16 protein-coding genes are annotated in these 18,372 nt (G+C 41.7%); 5 read left to right on the top strand and 11 right to left on the bottom strand.

Annotated elements, in window-relative coordinates; translation table 11 throughout:
* The first annotated feature begins 51 nt into the window (after positions 1–51).
* On the top strand, positions 52–1,008 hold the full coding sequence (locus ACWXWT_RS07760; RefSeq protein WP_456041036.1) for a LysR family transcriptional regulator: 957 nt from the start codon (positions 52–54) through the stop codon (positions 1,006–1,008).
* A 322-nt stretch (positions 1,009–1,330) separates the two neighbouring features.
* A complete protein-coding gene (locus ACWXWT_RS07755) occupies positions 1,331–3,625 on the top strand; it encodes an OmcA/MtrC family decaheme c-type cytochrome (protein ID WP_456041035.1) in 2,295 nt (764 codons plus the stop codon).
* Positions 3,626–4,269: 644 nt separating this feature from the next.
* Here the strand turns inward: ACWXWT_RS07755 and ACWXWT_RS07750 are convergent.
* From ACWXWT_RS07750 to ACWXWT_RS07725, 6 genes are all read right to left on the bottom strand, one after another.
* A complete protein-coding gene (locus ACWXWT_RS07750; protein ID WP_456041034.1) occupies positions 4,270–5,805 on the bottom strand; it encodes an MFS transporter in 1,536 nt (511 codons plus the stop codon).
* Between the two features lie 136 nt (positions 5,806–5,941).
* On the bottom strand, positions 5,942–6,277 hold the full coding sequence (locus ACWXWT_RS07745) for a PBPRA1643 family SWIM/SEC-C metal-binding motif protein (RefSeq protein WP_456041033.1): 336 nt from the start codon (positions 6,275–6,277) through the stop codon (positions 5,942–5,944).
* Between the two features lie 141 nt (positions 6,278–6,418).
* Positions 6,419–9,331 carry a valine--tRNA ligase gene (locus ACWXWT_RS07740; protein WP_456041032.1) on the bottom strand — a complete coding sequence of 971 codons (2,913 nt, stop codon included), beginning with the start codon at positions 9,329–9,331 and terminating at the stop codon, positions 6,419–6,421.
* Positions 9,332–9,364: 33 nt separating this feature from the next.
* Positions 9,365–9,814, bottom strand: coding sequence for a DNA polymerase III subunit chi (locus tag ACWXWT_RS07735; protein ID WP_456041031.1), 450 nt, complete (start codon positions 9,812–9,814; stop codon positions 9,365–9,367).
* Positions 9,815–9,899: 85 nt separating this feature from the next.
* Positions 9,900–10,271, bottom strand: a complete 372-nt coding sequence (locus tag ACWXWT_RS07730) for a hypothetical protein (protein ID WP_456041030.1) — start codon at positions 10,269–10,271, stop codon at positions 9,900–9,902.
* On the bottom strand, positions 10,271–11,209 hold the full coding sequence (locus ACWXWT_RS07725; RefSeq protein WP_456041029.1) for a LysR substrate-binding domain-containing protein: 939 nt from the start codon (positions 11,207–11,209) through the stop codon (positions 10,271–10,273). Before ACWXWT_RS07725 ends, ACWXWT_RS07730 begins: the two co-directional genes overlap by 1 nt.
* Positions 11,210–11,326: 117 nt before the next feature.
* On the opposite strand from ACWXWT_RS07725, the gene ACWXWT_RS07720 reads away from it, so the two are divergent.
* Entirely contained in the window at positions 11,327–12,082 is a 756-nt protein-coding gene (locus tag ACWXWT_RS07720) for an SDR family NAD(P)-dependent oxidoreductase (protein ID WP_456041028.1), read from the top strand.
* A 41-nt stretch (positions 12,083–12,123) separates the two neighbouring features.
* Here ACWXWT_RS07720 and ACWXWT_RS07715 read toward each other — a convergent pair whose 3' ends face one another.
* Both ACWXWT_RS07715 and pepA read right to left on the bottom strand, forming a co-directional pair.
* Complete coding sequence (locus ACWXWT_RS07715; RefSeq protein WP_456041027.1) at positions 12,124–12,933, bottom strand: substrate-binding periplasmic protein; 810 nt, start codon at positions 12,931–12,933, stop codon at positions 12,124–12,126.
* Between the two features lie 218 nt (positions 12,934–13,151).
* Entirely contained in the window at positions 13,152–14,660 is a 1,509-nt protein-coding gene (gene pepA, locus ACWXWT_RS07710; protein ID WP_456041026.1) for a leucyl aminopeptidase, read from the bottom strand.
* Positions 14,661–14,933: 273 nt separating this feature from the next.
* Between pepA and lptF the strand changes: the two genes are divergently transcribed.
* A complete protein-coding gene (gene lptF / locus ACWXWT_RS07705; protein ID WP_456041025.1) occupies positions 14,934–16,046 on the top strand; it encodes an LPS export ABC transporter permease LptF in 1,113 nt (370 codons plus the stop codon).
* Positions 16,043–17,101 carry an LPS export ABC transporter permease LptG gene (gene lptG / locus ACWXWT_RS07700; RefSeq protein ID WP_456041024.1) on the top strand — a complete coding sequence of 353 codons (1,059 nt, stop codon included), beginning with the start codon at positions 16,043–16,045 and terminating at the stop codon, positions 17,099–17,101. The genes lptF and lptG overlap by 4 nt, the downstream gene beginning before the upstream one ends.
* Positions 17,102–17,215: 114 nt before the next feature.
* On the opposite strand, the gene ACWXWT_RS07695 is transcribed toward lptG, so the two are convergent.
* The 3 genes from ACWXWT_RS07695 to ACWXWT_RS07685 are packed head-to-tail and all read right to left on the bottom strand — an operon-like array spanning position 17,216 to position 18,371.
* Entirely contained in the window at positions 17,216–17,725 is a 510-nt protein-coding gene (locus ACWXWT_RS07695; protein WP_456041023.1) for an RDD family protein, read from the bottom strand.
* 26 nt (positions 17,726–17,751) lie between these two features.
* Positions 17,752–18,006 carry a DUF2960 domain-containing protein gene (locus ACWXWT_RS07690; protein WP_456041022.1) on the bottom strand — a complete coding sequence of 85 codons (255 nt, stop codon included), beginning with the start codon at positions 18,004–18,006 and terminating at the stop codon, positions 17,752–17,754.
* A gap of 14 nt (positions 18,007–18,020) precedes the next feature.
* Positions 18,021–18,371: a DMT family protein gene (locus ACWXWT_RS07685; RefSeq protein ID WP_456041021.1), complete on the bottom strand. Its 351-nt coding sequence runs from the start codon at positions 18,369–18,371 to the stop codon at positions 18,021–18,023.
* Position 18,372 lies beyond the last annotated feature (1 nt).

The raw sequence follows: 18,372 nt of genomic DNA, 5'->3' as shown, positions 1-18,372 counted from the left end.
AATTCATTACATGTTAGTTTATTTTACTCATTACAGCAGATTAGGTGGCATGTGGATATTCAAGCATTAAAGAAAGTTAGTGAGTTAGATGTATTCAGTTTGTTAGTTTTTAAGCTCATTTACGAGACTGGTTTTGCTAATTTTGCAGCTAAAGAACTTGCTGTTTCTGCTCCCAAAATTAGCCGTTGTTTGACATCACTAAGAGCCATTTTTAATGACGAACTCTTTTTTCGTCGCCAACAAGGATTAAAACCTACCCCATTAGCTGAACGTTTATATCAACCTGTATGCCAATTGTGTGACATGCTGAGTAAAATAGAGCGAGTGGCAGATGAGCGTCTAAATAACCATCAGACTCCAATTCTGCATATTGCTGTATCGCCAAGTATCATTACCAGTGTCGCCATTGCATTAAGCAAGCTACCTCGTCATGTGATTGGAAAAGTTAAACTACACAGTTGGCAAGCCGACACGGAAGAGCATATTTACAATGGCGAGCTTGATTTTGGTATAGGTTTTGAAACTCAAGATGCTCATGGTTTAGAGGCTTATCCCATTGCGAGTGTCACGTCGCTATGTGTTGTGGGTAATTCTAACCATTCATTTTGGCAAGGGGATGAAGAGATTAAACTCGATGCTATTATTGATCACCCCATGGTGTATTTACGCTGCAAAGGTTTTAATAATCGCATTGATCCTATAGAGCTTTATTGCCAAACCCATGGCTTATTACTAGACGATGTAGAATGTGTAAAATCTTTAGAAGATTGGTATTGGCATATGCTAACCATGGATAGTTTAGCCATCACTATTTGCAATGAAGGTACATTTGCACAACAGATTCCACAGTTACGAGTAGAAAGACTACCGGACAGTGAATTTTGTAAGCTAAACAGTGTGATGCCTATGCCAAGTTATTGTTTAATTGAACGAGCGGAGCACTACCGCCGTTATTCATCAAATACTAAGCAAATGATAATCGATATCATTAAATCGTTATTGGTTTAATGGTTTTTGATTATTGAATGAGAATCAGTCTACTTAGATTTGTGGGCTGATTTTTTTGAATTGATATTAATGATTATATTTTAAAGACTTACGATTTTTTATTCTCTATCTGCATTTTAATCATATAACAATACCTCTTTAGGGTTACAAAAACTGCAATTAATAGTTTCATTTTTTTGGATACTTAAATCTAGAATTGTTGATTTCTGTTAACGAATTTGTAACCTAACCTCACAGGTTTATGACAGCAAGCGGGTCTTTTTTCTTATTTCCTTATATTTTGTATGTGCAAAACTTACAAATCTAAATCGGGGGATTTAAGATGAAAAATTATAATAGAACATTACTGGCTGCAGCATTTATTGCAGCTTTGGGTGTAACAGGTTGTGGTTCAGACGGCAGTGATGGTGCCCAAGGTGAACCTGGAACACCTGGTACTCCTGGCACGCCTGGCACTCCAGGTACTCCAGCGGGTTCAGTTATTACCACAGTTGAAAACGCTTATGACGTCAACTTAACCTTAGCGCCGGCAGATATTGTCGTTGTGGGTTCTGATCCATTTAGTATTAAGTTTACAGCAACAGCTAAAGGCAGTGGTGGTGCAAATGTTCCTTTCTCAGGCCTTGAGAAAGTTGCACTGTATGTAACCAGCCAATCAGCAAATACAACTGACACTGGTGCGCCAATGTTATGGACAAACCATGCGCTTGCCAATGAATTTGGCAGTAGCATGTATTGTACCTTAACAGGCTCTACGACCGCTCGTGGTGGTGGTGTAGTCGATGCTTGTACATTAGTTGAAGATGAAGCTAATCCTGGTACTTATATGGGGACTTGGGCGCATGATGGTAATGCACCTGTTGTGTTAGCCAATGGTGATGCTAATGATTTAACACGTGTGTTTATTCGTGCTTATGACGTTGTGATGGCGGATGGTACAGGCGTAAGTGGTAAAATCTTATCAACACCAGTTGATTTTATTCCTGCTACTGGCGAAATAGCTGTTTCTGCAAAAGACTCTGTGTCTAATGCTGCATGTATTAAGTGTCACAGTTCAATGGAAGGTTACGCTGATACGGACATGCGAATTGCCAATATTAGTGCTCATAGTAACTATCAAAAAGTTGAAAATTGTGTAGCTTGTCATAACCCTGCTTATGCAGCCGATCAAAACGATCCTGATAAAGGCTTTAACCCTAACTTTAACGCAATGATCCACACTATTCATGCGGGTCATCATATTGCTGACTTTCTTACTGGTGATGCTAAAGACGAAGGATGGGGTGAAATTGGTTTTCCATCTGAGTTAAATGAGTGTACTGCTTGTCACAATAATGGCGATCAATGGAAAGAAAACGTTTATCGTGAAGCCTGTGTTGGTTGTCATGTTACGGTTAACTTTGAAACAGGTGACGGTCACTCTGAGTTCGAAATAGCCCAAGCAGATGATTCACAGTGTTTGAATTGTCATACAGGTAGTTTGAGCCCTAGTGAAGCACATAATGTTGGTGGAAGAGATAGTGCCTCTGAAGGTTTTGCCTTTGAATTCACTTCAGCTGCCGTTACTGCTACTGCGGATCCTTTAATCTCTACTCTAACCGTTACTGCTAACTTGAAGATTAATGGCGTTGATGTTGCTGATGGTACCGTATTAAGTGACTACATGGTTGCAACTAATCGTGGTTTATTAATTGGTAACCTTGAAGCTGATGGAACACCACTTCGTGGTCTTGGTATGTCGGTTATTACTAACGCTGTAAGTATGACTGGCGGTGTATTAACGGTTGCTAAAAACTTTGATTCTAGCCGTTTAGCTGGTCCTATCTATGTTACGGCTGAAGTGCAAGTTTGTGCAGATGGTGATACTGTTGTTAAGTGTACAAAAGATGCAGATGGTAAAATTGAGCAACTTGGTGTGGCCAATAGTGCACCAGTTAAATACTTCAATTTGACAGATCCAAATGCTGCAGAAGTCATTGCTCGTTTTGATGACCCTGAACGAATCACTGTGAGTGAAGCTCAATGTAATAGTTGTCATGGTAACTTAACACATGTGAAAGGCACTCATGGAGCGACAGAGTTTACTCAATGTATGGATTGTCATAACAATCGTTACCCAGGCTCTTATCATGGCGATGTAGTTTATGATACTGGCAAAGTTGATACAGATGGTAATGCTGTGTTGGATTCTGTTGATGGTGTAACCTTTAGTAACCGAGATCTTGTAACTGTATCTCATCGTTTCCATAGTGGTTCTTGGGATGGTGGAGCAATTTACTTTGACAAAGATCTTAATACTGTTGGTTACCCTGCTTTAGCGACTGATTGCCAAGCTTGTCATAAAGAGGGGGCAACGTTATTTGCTGCTGATGGCGGACTTACTTCTGGCAAACGTTCAATTCAAGTCAGTTCGACTGAGTATATTTCTCCTATTGCAGAATCTTGCCGCTCTTGTCATATAAAAGCTTCTGCTCTGTCTCACTTTGAAACAAATGGTTCTTATGTACAAGGTAGCCCAGCAACAACTGCTGATCTACCGATTGAATCATGTGCAACTTGTCATGCTGAAGGTAAAACTTACGGTGTTGATAAAGTTCACTCTGGTGCAGCGAACTAAGTATTTAAATAACTTCTTAATCATCACTTAAGAAAGTAAGTAAGAGGGAGGCAGTAATGCCTCCCTCTTTTTTCGTTTCGTCTATAAGTGTATAAGCACCTCATGGTCATCCGTTATCAGTATTATACCAATCCCATTAAATACCTGGTCAGTTCAGAGTCTCTCAGGTTTTTCAATTCAAGGCACATTGATGTAGAAATGGTTGTTCCCTTTAAATCGATGTAACACAGAAGTGGAATACCTGAGAGACTCCATTCTGGCGGGTTTCAAAGTCCTTCATGCTTCGTTAGATGCTTTCAAAATAGAATCACTATTCGCTTCAATCATCTGCCTTGCCTACAGCACGTTGAACTCCCGCTGAAAGATCACATATTTAATAGGATTGGTATTACCTACAGCTGCCGGTTGTCTAATGAGTCCGACACATAGGTTTCTGTATATTATTTGGTACAGTTATTTGAGGTATGTGAGCTACCAATCGGCAATAGCCAGAGTTGATAATGAGAGCGGAGTATATGAGATGCAAGTTAACGATGGGCAGTTCTATTATGACTTTATTAAAAACTACCAACCTCTTTTGGGAGCAGACAAATAAAAGGGAAGCAATGCTGCTTCCCCGTACTAAACAATATTCAGACTCTTCATTAAGCCATTTGTTGGCGCTGCATCCTTAATAGCCATTTCCCATAGATGAAAATACCTACAGCGGAAATAATCCCAATGGCGGCAATAATATACCAAGCCATACCAATGTTGTTGGCTTGATACAAAGCTTGGGTTAAGGCTTGTGGCTCTTGGCCTGTTACGCTGACTAAGCGGTTAAACGCTTCACCTTGTGGGATGTTAGCAATATCTGTTAGGTTCATGCCATGTTCAGACAAGGCTTCACGAGCGATGCGCTCTTTGGAGGCATACATGTGATAGAGTTTTGGGCCAAAATAACCTTCTAATGTCCAACCTATGCCTTGAGGTAACATCACAAAGCCTAAATACATGGCTTTTTTACCTTCAGGTGCAATGTTACCCATAAATTCGTTTTTCTTGGGGCTGATCATCATTTCGCCGACAGAGAACATGGCGATGGCCAATACAATCATCCAAGCCGCATTAAAAGCACCCACCAAGGCAATGGCTAAAATACTCAATATACAACCGACAAACATGGCGGTTGTAATGCGATATTTTGCCGTAAGTGCGGCAACAATAAAGCACGAGGTCATGATCATCCCTGCATTAAGGTTGAGCATACCTTCTGGCATCACTTTAGTGCCGTCATTACTCAGGCCAAGCCAGAATTGTAATATGCCGTTGCTGGTGCCTTCTGGACCAAATAATGAGGTAACAATCACACTGGTATCAACCCATTCAGCTATGTGAATAGGTAACACATCAAATAATGAGTTATATAAAAACCAAAAGCCGGCAAACACTAACATGTAGTAAATCACCACCGGTTTTTTAAGTTCTCCTAGGGCATCTTTCCATAATGCTTGTTGTATTATTTCACCTGATTTTACTTTACGAGCGCGTTCTAAACGCTCATCTTTACCGGGTTCTTTGTAAGCTAGTAAAAATAGGAAGTTTAATGAGATAATGGCCGCACAGGCATAAAACACATTATCCCAAGACAATTGGCGCATGTGTACAGCAACTAATGGGCCTAAAAAGCCACCAATATTAACTACTTGGTAAAAAATACCCCAAGCCATCGAAGTATTATTACGGTTAGTCGACAGTACTAAGGTACCTTGAATTCCGGGTTTGAATACCCCGGTGCCCATGGCGAGTAACATGGCCCCAGCAAGAAAGCCCCAGAAGCTGGGGAAGAATGCCATGGTTAAATAACCACATATTTTGATGATGGTAGAAACGAAAATGGTTTCTTTGTAGCCAACACGGTCAGAAATCCCGCCGGTTAACACAGGTACAAAGGTTTGCAGTAACGCCCAGACCGATATGATAATACCGTAATCAGTTAAATTAATACCCAGTCCGCCTTCAGAAACTGGGGCTTTAGCGTATAACCCGGCACTGGCTTTCACGCCATAGTAGGCGATACGCTCAACCAATTCCATGCCGCCGACAAGCCAAAATATGTAACCTAAACTGGTTATTGCCGCCCACATACCTAATTGTTTTACTTCACTCAGGTCGTTGCTTGAGTGTGAGTTAGTGCTCATAAGTCACCCTTTTATTCTATGTTTATTTTATTTTGCTAACAAAGGCTGACACTGTACCTAAGTTCGTGGTAAATATCCAAAAACAAAAAACGGATCATGAGATCCGCTTTGAAATTAAGCTAAACAGTGTGAGCCACTAAGCACAACACTTTTTGTATTTCTTACCACTTCCACATGGGCAAACATCATTACGGTTAGGTTTTTTTTCAAATGTTACCGTTTTAGGTTTGTTCAGTATTGCCGTTAGCTCAACAATATCTTCAGCTTTGTTGGCATCAACGGTGATGTTGGCAAACAGTTGCTGCTCTGCAACCAATGCCGCAACTTGGTGTTGACGTTCTTCGGTTTGGACCAACAATTTAAGCGGTAACGCTTCCGTACCTGGTTTTGCTGCGCGTTTGGTGTTGTAACCGCTTTCGCCATATGCTGGCTTTGGTGTTTTACGACCTTTAAAAAAGAATTTATCAGACATGGTGGTGACCCATTAAATAGAATGATGATATTGGCGCAAGCTTATACAGCAAAAACGCAAAATGAGATATTAAAGTTTCAGATTAGTGCAAAATAAAAAACCAGCGATGAGTCGCTGGCTTTTTTGTTTTTGCTTTTAAGTTTATGCGTCTATTTTAGCCAGCTCGATTTTTTGCTCGTTGAGTTTCTCAATATCGCGAGTTAAATCAGTCATTTTTGCGCGTTCTTTATCAATCACCGCAGCAGGGGCTTTAGCCACAAATCCCTCATTAGAAAGCTTACCTTCAATACGGGCTATCTCTTGAGCAAGCTTTTCTAACTGTTTATCAATACGAGCCATTTCAGCCGCAACATCGATCAAACCTGCCATTGGAATTAACAGCTCCATATTGCCAACTAATTGCGTGCTCGACATTGGCGCCGTTTCACCTTCTTCAATAATAGTGATGGTTTCTAATTTTGCGAGACTAGCAAAGAAGGTTTGGTTGGCTTCAAGGCGAATACGATCCTCGTAGCTTACGCCGCGCACTAATGCATTAAGCGGCTTAGAAGGGGCAATGTTAAGTTCTGCACGAATATTACGTACTGCCACAATCACTTGCTTAACCCATTCAAGGTCGGCCATTGCGGTCGCATCAACTTGATCGGCTTGATAAGTTGGGAACGATGCTAGCATGATGGTATCGCCTGTTACGCCCGCTAATGGCTTAACGCGCTGCCAAATCGTTTCGGTAATGTACGGCATAATTGGGTGCATTAGGCGTTGCATTTTTTCAAGCACATTGACTAATGTATGACGAGTGCCGCGCATTTGTGCTTCAGTGCCGTTTTGCATTACTGGCTTGGTTAGCTCTAAGTACCAGTCACAGAATTGGTTCCAAGTGAACTCGTATAAGGTGTTAGCGGCTAGGTCAAAACGATAAGCGGCCATGTGGTCGTCAAAGGTTTTCACGGTTTGGTTAAACAAACCAATGATCCAACGATCGGCTAATGACAACTCCATTGCCCCTGGCTTGCCATCAATCAATAGTTGACCGCAATCTAAAGGTTCGCCAGCTTCATCGCTATCGGGATCCATCTGCACTTCAGTGTTCATTAACACATAGCGTGATGCATTCCATAACTTGTTACAAAAACTGCGGTAACCGTCTAGGCGCTTCATGTCCCAGTTAATATCTCGACCCGTTGATGCCATTGCCGCTAAGGTAAAACGCAGTGCATCGGTACCGTGTGCTTCAATACCCTCGCTAAATTCTTTGCGGGTACTTTTTTCAATTTTTGCCGCCAGCTGCGGCTGCATCATGTTGCCAGTGCGTTTTTCAACTAAGGTTTCAAGGTCGATGCCGTCAATCATGTCTAATGGATCAAGTACGTTCCCCTTCGATTTGGACATTTTATTGCCGACTTCGTCACGGATAAGACCGGTAACGTAAACCGTTTTGAAAGGCACTTGTGGTTTGCCATCTTCATCTTTAATGAAGTGCATGGTCATCATGATCATACGCGCAACCCAGAAGAAAATAATGTCGAAACCGGTCACCAACACGTCGGTTGGGTGGAAGGTTTTTAAATCTTCTAAGTTGTCTGGCCAACCTAAGGTTGAGAAGGTCCATAATGCTGAACTGAACCAAGTGTCCAGTACGTCATCGTCTTGACGTAATACTACAGAGTCAGCAAATTTATGTTTAGCACGTACTTCGGCTTCGTTACGGCCAACGTAGACTTTACCGTTTTCGTCGTACCAAGCTGGTATACGGTGTCCCCACCAAAGTTGACGTGAAATGCACCAGTCGTTGATGTCGCGCATCCATGAGAAGTACATGTTTTCGTATTGTTGCGGTACAAACTTAATTTCGCCGGTTTCTACTGCTTCAATCGCTGTTTTTGCCATTGATTGAACAGCCACATACCATTGGTCAGTAAGCAATGGCTCAATAACTACACCGCTGCGATCGCCATAGGGTACTTTTAAGCCGTGCGGAGCGACTTTTTCAAGTAAGCCTAGTGTGTCAAACTCTTCAACAATTGCTGTACGTGCTTTAAAACGATCAAGACCGACATAACGCTCTGGTAAGGCTATTTCAACCTCTTTGTTTGGTGTGCCGTCGCTGTTAATCACTTCAACAAAGCTGCGTACCGATGCATCTAATGTGAATATATTGTACATAGGCAATGCATGACGCTTACCGACTTCATAGTCGTTAAAGTCATGGGCTGGAGTGATTTTTACGCAGCCAGTTCCAAATTCCATATCGACATAATCGTCGGCAACAATTGGCACTAAACGGTTAACGATAGGCAATAGAATGAATTTGCCAATTAATGACTGGTAACGTTCATCATCTGGATGCACGGCTACAGCGCTGTCACCTAACATGGTTTCTGGGCGAGTCGTTGCCACTTCGAGATAGTCTTTACCGTCGGCAGTTAATGCACCTTCAGCCAAAGGATAGCGGAAGTGCCACATGTGGCCTTGCTTCTCTTTATTTTCAACTTCAAGGTCTGAAATGGCGGTATGAAGTTTTGGATCCCAGTTAACGAGGCGCTTACCACGATAAATAAGTTCATCATCGTATAGGCGAACAAACACTTCTTGAACGGCTTTAGATAAGCCTTCGTCCATCGTAAAACGTTCGCGATCCCAATCAACCGATGCGCCCATGCGGCGAAGCTGTTTAGTGATAGTGCCACCAGACTGCTCTTTCCAGTCCCACACTTTATCAATAAAGGCGTCACGGCCTAAGTCATGGCGAGTTTTACCTTCTTCGGCTTCAAGCTTACGCTCAACCAACATTTGAGTCGCAATACCTGCGTGGTCGGTGCCGATTTGCCACAAGGTATTTTTACCTTTCATGCGCTCATAGCGGGTAAGGGTATCCATGATGGTATCTTGGAAGGCATGACCCATGTGTAAGCTACCGGTTACATTCGGTGGCGGGATCATGATGCAATAATTGCCTTGTGATTCATCGCCGCTAGGCTTGAAGTAACCTTGCTCTTCCCAGTTTTGGTAAAGGGCTTGTTCGATAGACTTTGGGTTGTATGTTTTTTCCATAGGAGCGTTATGTTCTCTATCTAAATTAAGTGTTTATTCGGCTAATGCTTGAGTGTTGGGCGTAATGCCTACATTCTGATATTGACGGTAGCGATTGCGTGCAATGCGCTTGAGTTCGTCATCATTAGCGACAAAATCGATAATATGGGGCAAGTTTACCGCAAAACTGGGCATTTGGTCTGCAAGATTAATCAGAACTTGGCGACTTTTATTTGGCCCTAAGGTGTCAAAACCAATTTCGACTGGCGCACCTGTCACTGGGCCTTCACCTTTTAAGTTGTGTGGTACAAAGGCGTTTGGCTCAAATTGCCACAGTAATTCGTCAATGGCATACGCTTGCTGTTTATCTTTGCAGTGAATGTAGACTGTTTTTTGTTGACGATATTGTTGTTCAGCTAACCTGCAAGCCGCTATATAGAGTGCATCTAATGCACTCATTTGGTTATGATTTTCAGGCATAAGGTAAAATATGGCTTGAGTCATGTATTGATGCTTATAACAGGTTAATAAGTTGGGCTCGAGTTTACACTAAAATCGTCTGCGGGTTAATGACCTCGTGATGCGATATTCATATGATATTGAAATAGATCAATATCCCTAACGTCAGTTTAATAGTGATTATTAATCCGCCATATATCGCTATCATAATGGATTTTCTGCGCCGTTGCGGTAATAGCTCTGTGATGGATGGATGTAAAGGCGATGGTTGATCTGGCGTTAAGCTTGAACTCCACAGTACAAACCACCCAATCGTTAAATTGTAGGGGATGTTATTAATCATTATTTGCTGTTTATGCCATGGGCTTAACAGCAGTAGTCGACTATAAATCCTTTGCTGATTTATCACTATGCTAAAACGGGTGGTGAAACGGTCGTAACAGACATCTATTTTTTGATTATCAATTAAATGTGCTTTGTGTTGCTGACGAGTCATGGCCATTAATTTGCTCCGTTTATTGATTCATTACTGCGGTTTTTAACAATACTGTCGAGCCAATCCATAAACAAACTTAGGCGCTTAGGTAGTTGGCTACGTGAAGGATACAAGATACTCACCGGCATGGGAGCGGCTTCATATTGAGGCAAAATCCGGATTAAACGACTAGTGTTTAAGTAGTCTGTTACCCCCATCTGTGGAATTTGAGCAATACCCAGTCCAGCTAAACATGCAGAGGTATAAGCGTCGGAATTTGTCACTGATATCACACTGGGAACCGTGTGCTGGCAATTCTGACCTTGTTCTACATAGTCAAATTCGGCCGAATTATAATTGATAGAGGCGCTATGATTTTCTGTCGGGATGTAGCCAATCATCCGGTGGTGTTGTAAGTCTGCTAGGGTGTTTGGCGTACCATAGCGTTGGATATAGCTTGGGCTAATGCAGTTGATAATACGATATTGAGTTAAGGGTCTGGCAATTAGTAAGCTGTTACCTTGATTGCCCACTCTGATCAGGCAATCAACCCCAGACTTTATTGGATCGATATGATAATCCGTACTGCTAATGACAACATTGACGTGGGGATAACGCTCACACCATTCGCTTAGTCGAGGTAGTACGGTTTTATTGGCAAAACGACTGGGCATATCGACTTTTATGACACCTCGAACACTGTCATTTTCGTGTTGAAACTGGCTTTCTAAAGCATCGATATCGTGCAATATTTGTCGACATTGTGTCAAGTAGATGGCCCCATCATGGGTTAGTGTCACCCGCCGGGTACTGCGCTGAAAAAGCCGCGTGCCTAATAGTTGCTCTAATGACTCGACGGCAGTTGAAATACTCGATTTAGGTAAGTGCAATGCCGCTGCTGCCTGAGTAAAGCTACCGGTTTGTGCAACGTGCATAAATCGTTTCATGGCTTCAAATTTATTCATTTTCACACCGCTATTGTTCGTATAAAACAAATAATAATGTCACTTTTATGCTGTTTATCATAGTAGATGAGTATTCTATTATCACTGCATCTTCTGTGAAATGAATAAGAGGCGTATATGAATAAATTGGTATTAGTGACTGGCGGTAGTCGTGGTTTAGGTAAGAATGCCGCATTAATGTTGGCGGCTAAAGGTATGGATGTGCTGATCACGTACTTATATAATAAGGAGGCTGCAGATGAAGTGGTTGCAAGCATACGTTGGTTAGGACAAAAAGCCGCTGCATTACCGTTGAATGTTGGCGATGTTTCCATGTTTGGGTCATTTACCGATGAGCTCTCTGAGTTACTAAGCCAATATTTTGAACGCGAGAATATTGATGCATTGATTAACAACGCGGGAATGGGTGAGTTCGCTGCATTTGCAGACACAACTGAAGCTCAGTTTGATGGATTAATGAATGTGCATTTAAAGGGAGCTTTTTTTCTAACTCAATCGTTACTTCCTTTGGTCAATGATGGTGGAAAAGTGATTAATGTGAGTTCTGGGTTAACACGTTTTAGTGAAACGGGGTTCTGTGCTTATGCCATGATGAAAGCGGGTGTTGAAGTGATGACCCGCTATTTAGCATTAGAACTTGGACCTCGTCAGATAAACGTCAATACCTTAGCGCCTGGGGCAATAGAAACCGATTTTGGAGGCGGTGTTGTACGAGATAATACTGCGCTAAATGAGTCTATCGCTTCAAAAACAGCACTTGGGCGTGTTGGTTTGCCGGATGATATTGGTAAGGCAATGCTAATGCTATTAAGTGATGAGGCACAGTGGTTAAATGGCCAGCGTATTGAGGTTTCTGGTGGTATTCATTTGTAATTGATGATCAATATAAGGTGTGTATGATATTAATGTAATCGTTAAAAATAACGGTCATAAATAGTTTGGTATTTACCTGAGGACTTTAATTCATTGAAAGCTTGTTGCCAGAATTTGACAATATCGTCATGGGTGTCATTTGAAAATGCAATATACAAGGTCGAGTCGTACAATTTAATTTGAGTACGCTTTATGGTGTTGATGTCGATATTAGCTGCTTTCGCCAAAAAAGGCATTACAAGCTCGCTCATAGGTGCGACATCAACTCTGCCATAATGAAGCATTTTAAGTGACTGTAGCTGGGCTTTGTCTGTGCTGAGGTTGGTGAATCCCTGCGAATCCAAATAAGTATGGTCTGCATTATCCAGTACAACACCAATATTTTGCACTCGCTTTAAATCTTCTAAATGTGCTAGCGATAGAGCAGAATCACGCTTTTGATAAAAGTACACCCCACTACTTATAATTGGGCCGACCCATTTCATGTTTACTTCCCTTTCTGGTCTTTTAGCAATCAAAAACAAGGCAATATTTTTGTGCGACTTGATAAGTTGTAATGCTCGATTAAATGGATATATTTCGATATCGGCAGATTGCTGGGTAACTTGCATCATGGCTTGAATGATATCGATGGAAAAACCACTTAAACGGCCATTGTCTAGATAACTAAATGGGGGTAAAGGGTGAGTGATAAATTGTATCTGAGTTTTTGGTGCTGCAGATATATTACCTACTGGCATGAAAGAAATGAAAACACTTAGAAATGTATAAAGAAGCAATAAATGAGTACATTTCATTTTGACATTACCACCGCTGATATTATGGGGAAGTGATGGGGCAATTTCATTCAATCAAGTCCTTCTGATTGTGAGTGTTAATAGTAAATTGATTAATAATTAACCTACCATATAACCTTGCAATAGACAAATATATTACTTTATTATTAACAGCTTAAAGCGCTTACTTTGCTTTGTAAATTTTCTTGGAACAACGTATTTGTGTTAATACAAAGGTACAAAAAAGGGTAAAGCAGCTGCTTTACCCTTTTTATATGCGTTAAACCTAAGGTTTACTCGCTAATTTCAACACCAGCGCGGTTAATTAAGAACTGGCTCAAAATCGGAACTGGACGACCTGTAGAGCCTTTGTTCGCACCGCTGTTCCAAGCAGTACCTGCGACATCTAAATGTGCCCAGTTATACTTCTTAGCGAAACGCGATAAAAAGCATGCCGCAGTGATTGAACCTGCTGGACGGCCGCCTAAGTTAGTCATGTCTGCAAATGGGCTGTCTAGCATGTCTTGATATTCATCCCATAATGGCATGCGCCATGCTCGATCACCACTTTGCTCACCAGCATTTAAAATCTCATGTGCGAGAGGGTTATGTGAGCTAAATAAGCCAGATGCATGCTTACCCAATGCAATAACACAAGCACCGGTTAAGGTGGCAGTGTCAATGACGAGTTCAGGTTCAAAGCGTTCAACGTAGGTTAATACGTCACATAACACTAAACGGCCTTCGGCATCAGTGTTAAGTACTTCAACCGTTTGGCCTGACATGGTGGTTAAAATGTCACCAGGGCGATAAGCATTACCTGCAGGCATGTTTTCACAGCCCGCTAACACGCCAATCACATTAATAGGTAATTTCATTTCGCATAACGCTTTCATGGTGCCAATAACACCCGCAGCGCCGCCCATGTCGTATTTCATTTCGTCCATGGCTTCGCCTGGCTTTAATGAAATCCCGCCAGAGTCAAACGTTAACCCTTTACCCACGAGTACAATTGGCTTTTCTGTGCTGTTTACTGCGCCCTGATATTCCATCACTGTCATGATTGATTCGTTTGAGCTAGCACGGCCAACAGCAAGGTAAGCGTTCATGCCTAGCTTAGCCATTTGCTCTTCGCCAATAGTCGTGACAGTAAGGTTTTCATGCACTTCAGCCATTTGACGAGCTTGAGATGCCAAATATGCAGGGTTACAAATGTTAGGTGGCATGTTGGCTACGTCGCGACACAAATGCATACCAGCAGATACTGATGTTCCGTGTTCAATGGCACGCTCACCAATGGTTAATTCACGGCGTGTCGGCACGTTGAATACCATTTTACGTAATGGACGACGCGTTTCGCCTTTACGGGTTTTTAATGCATCAAATGAGTACAAACTGTTTTGAGTACTCTCAATGGCTTGGCGAACTTTCCAGTAGGTGTCGCGGCCTTTGACATGCAATTCAGTTAAGAAGCACACAGCTTCCATTGAACCGGTTTCATTCAGGGTACTGATGGTTTTTGTAATAATTTGTTTGTATTGGCGCTCGTCTAACTCGCGCTCTTTGCCACAACCAACCAGCAAAACACGTTCACTTAATACGTTTGGTACGTGATGCAATAGCAACATTTGTCCTGGTTTACCTTCAAGATCACCACGACGAAGCAGGTTACTGATGTAACCTTCACTTATTTTATCCAATTGCTCTGCGATACCAGACAGACGGCGAGGTTCGTATACGCCGACAACGATACAAGCTGAACGTTGCTTTTCGGGGCTGCCGCTCTTTACGCTAAACTCCATGAGCACTCCTAGATTCTTAAAGACAAAATTTTATATTTATTAGATAATGTTTGCATTAGGCCATCTGGCATATAATCAACGAAAAGGTGACAATTGTTTGGGATTATTAACGAAAAATAGGCGAAAATTGACAGCCAAAATAGATGTTAACCATGACCCCAAAGCACCTTACGCGCTGGTCAGAAAACTAGCAAAACTGCTGAAAGTAGACAGTTTACATGAAAGTTGCTCTGATACCAGTAAAAAGATAAGTTTAGCCACCGGATCCTACTTGTGATTGTATTTAGATATCTTATTAGTGAAGTTTTAAAAGCACAATTTGCCGTACTTTTGGTGTTGCTAACTATTTTTATTAGTCAACAATTTGTGCGCGTTTTAGCCGATGCATCTGACGGCGAATTTCCGGCCTCTTTGGTGATGACATTATTAGGTTTAAATTTGCCTCAGTTAACGGTATTGGTGCTACCGCTTAGTTTCTTTTTAGCCATATTGCTCGCCCATGGGCGAATGTATGCAGAAAATGAGATGGTGGTGTTACACGGTGTAGGCGTGAGTGAGTGGTATGTTACCCGGGTTACCTTATTAGTGGCGTTTGCAAATTTGTTGTTCACTGCTTATTTGGCTGTATACGTAGGTCCTTGGGCTGAAGAACGTCAAAACCAAGTATTAGAAAAAGCACAATCGGAAGCCGGATTAGCAGCCTTAACGCAAGGGCGCTTTCAAGCTAGCCCTAACGGACGGGCGGTTTTATTTGTTGAAAAAATAAATAAAGACAACACATTAGATAAAGTTTTTGTCGCACAACTGCCTGATCCTGAAGATGAAAATGGTTTAACCAACATTGTGGTCGCGAATAAAGGGCGTGTGATTGAAGATGAAATTGGCAGTCAACAATTACAGCTTGAAAAAGGCTTCCGCTATCAAGGCAGTCCTAAGTCACTTGATTTACAAATTATTGAGTTTGGTGGCTATAAAATGGAGATCAAAGAGCAAGAGGTTGATGAACGCCGTCGAAAACTGTCTGCGCTCCCTATCGATCAGTTACTTGATACTCCAGGTCCTGAAGCTGCGGCTGAGTTTCAATGGCGGCTTGCTATCCCTATCGCCATTCCATTAATGACATTGATTGCAGTACCATTAGCGCGAGTGAATGTGCGACAAGGAAAGTTTGCCAAAATGTTCCCAGCCATTCTGCTGTATTTAGGGTACTTTGGGTTAATGATTGCCGGTCGAAAAGCGTTACAAGATGAGGTGATACCGCAGTACCTTGGCATGTGGTGGATCCATGGGCTTGCGTTGATGTTGGGGCTATTGTTGTTAATTAAGGAACGCCCAACAGGAATGAAATTTCTCGGTTTATTAAAACGTAAGCAGGTGGCTGCATGAGAATTTTAGACCTGTATATTGCACGCATGATTATCAGTACATCGGCTTTGTGCTTACTTATTTTAACGGGATTATCTGGCATTATTAAATGGGTTGATCAATTACGTTTAGTTGGCCGTGGTGCATATAGCATGATGGATGCAGGGATTTACGTATTGTTTTTGGTGCCCCGCGATATTGAAATGTTTTTTCCTATGGCGGTGCTGCTGGGCGCGTTAATAGGTATGGGCATGTTGGCATCAAACTCTGAATTAGTGGTGATGCAAGCTTCTGGTATGTCGCGTCTGCAAATTACTCAATCTGCGATGAAAACCGCTATTCCGTTGATGATTTTGGTGATGGCTTTGGGAGAGTGGGGCGCACCTATTGCTGAGAAAAGCGCTAAAGAACTGCAAGCGGTAAAAATATCGGGTGGTAGTCTGATTAAGTCTCATCGTGGTATTTGGGCTAAAGATGGTGACTTTTTTGTTAATATTGGTGAAGTGCAAGACGTTAACACTCTGAATAATATAAGCTTGTATGAGTTTAATGACCAGCAAGAATTAACCAGTGTGACACATGCTGATAGCGCTTCATTTATTAATAACGTTTGGCAATTATCTACGGTTGAAAGCACTACCGTAAAAAATAATCGAGTCATTCGTGATTATCTGGATACCGATATCTGGCAGTCTTCTTTAACCCCAGACAAGCTGAGTGTAGTGTCGGTTAAACCTGAGGCGTTATCAATTAGCGGTTTAATTGATTACTTGGATTATTTACAAATTAATCAACAAGATCCAAGTCGTTATGAATTAGCATTATGGCGTAAAATTATGCAACCAGTGACCGTGGCTGTAATGATGTTGGTTGCTTTATCGTTTGTATTTGGTCCATTACGAACCGTTACGATGGGGGCCCGTGTTTTACTGGGGGTGGTTGCAGGATTTAGTTTTTACATCAGTAACCAAATATTTGGCCCGATGAGTATCGTGTATGAATTACCTGCCGCGGTTGGCGCGATAGCCCCGAGCTTACTTTTCACTGGGTTGGCTTTATATTACATTCGTAAATAATGATTATTTCTTATTCACTGTTTATGTATAAGTCGATGATGTGAAATTGAGTAAAAAAATGGCAACCGTTGGTTGCCATTTTTTTTACTTAACACTTAACTAAGCGCGGTACTACTACGCCCCATGCCAGTTTCGCATTTGATTGGCTTCAACAGATAACACTACCACCTCTGAACGAGTCATCATGTCTTGCAATGCTAATTTGTCATCGTTGATAAGAATCCAAAGATTACCAATACCTAAAATAGACCAAACGACCCGAGCACACGCGGTAATGAAGCTTAGATTTTGTCCATTAGGATGTTGAACTTTAAGCCGCCAGGCGCGCATGCCTAATGTTTGACCACCTTTACTCCAAAAAACAGCATAAAATCCACCAACACAAATGGCTATCCAGAGTTGATAAAAACCATGGTAAATGGGTGTTTTATTGAGTAAGTCGGATACATGTTCATATCCATTCATCGCAATAAGTCCGGTACTTTGCAAGCCGAAGAAAAAACCAAAACCTAACGCTCCCGCTAACATATATACCGCAATCGCAAGAAATGAATCATACATTATCGCTCCTAAACGGCGCACAAAACTGGCCCGAGGGAAATTAGCGTGCTCTGAATTTAACATGGATATTCCTTAAGATTAGCCAATGGCTAGACTTCATCATCTTCGCGAACAAATTTAATGCTAGTAAAACCAAAACGTGCAAATTCAGTTTTACGATACTCTTTTTCTGCTTTGGCGCCTTTTTTAGAGGTCAAAGCAATTTGTTGTTCCATAGCGAGAAATTTTTTCAAATCGATCCCCTCTGCTTCTGCTGCAGCCTCATAAAGATCGTGGTGTATGTCATAGCTAAAGGCGATAGTTTTGGTTTGGCCTTTAAAGGTATAAATCACTTGGCGCGCCATGCGAACTCCTGAAATTAATGTAATTCACTTCTAAAAATAAAAAATACAGCACCTAGGATGCACAATCCTGCCCACAAGTAATCGAGTTTGAGGGGTTCTTTGAGGTACCAAACAGCAAAAGGAACAAACAGACTTAAGGTAATGACCTCTTGCAGAATCTTTAATTGTCCCACGTTCATTACGGTATAACCAATCCGATTCGCAGGAACTTGTAATAAATATTCGAATAAGGCGATCCCCCAGCTCACTAAAGCAGCGATAATCCAAGGTTTGCTATTTAATGTTTTTAAATGGCCATACCAAGCAAAGGTCATAAACACATTACTACAGCATAATAACCCAATAGTGATAGCCGTTGGATGCATG

Source organism: Shewanella sp. A22 (assembly GCF_053850585.1).
This window is presented reverse-complemented; position numbering and strand designations above follow the sequence as displayed.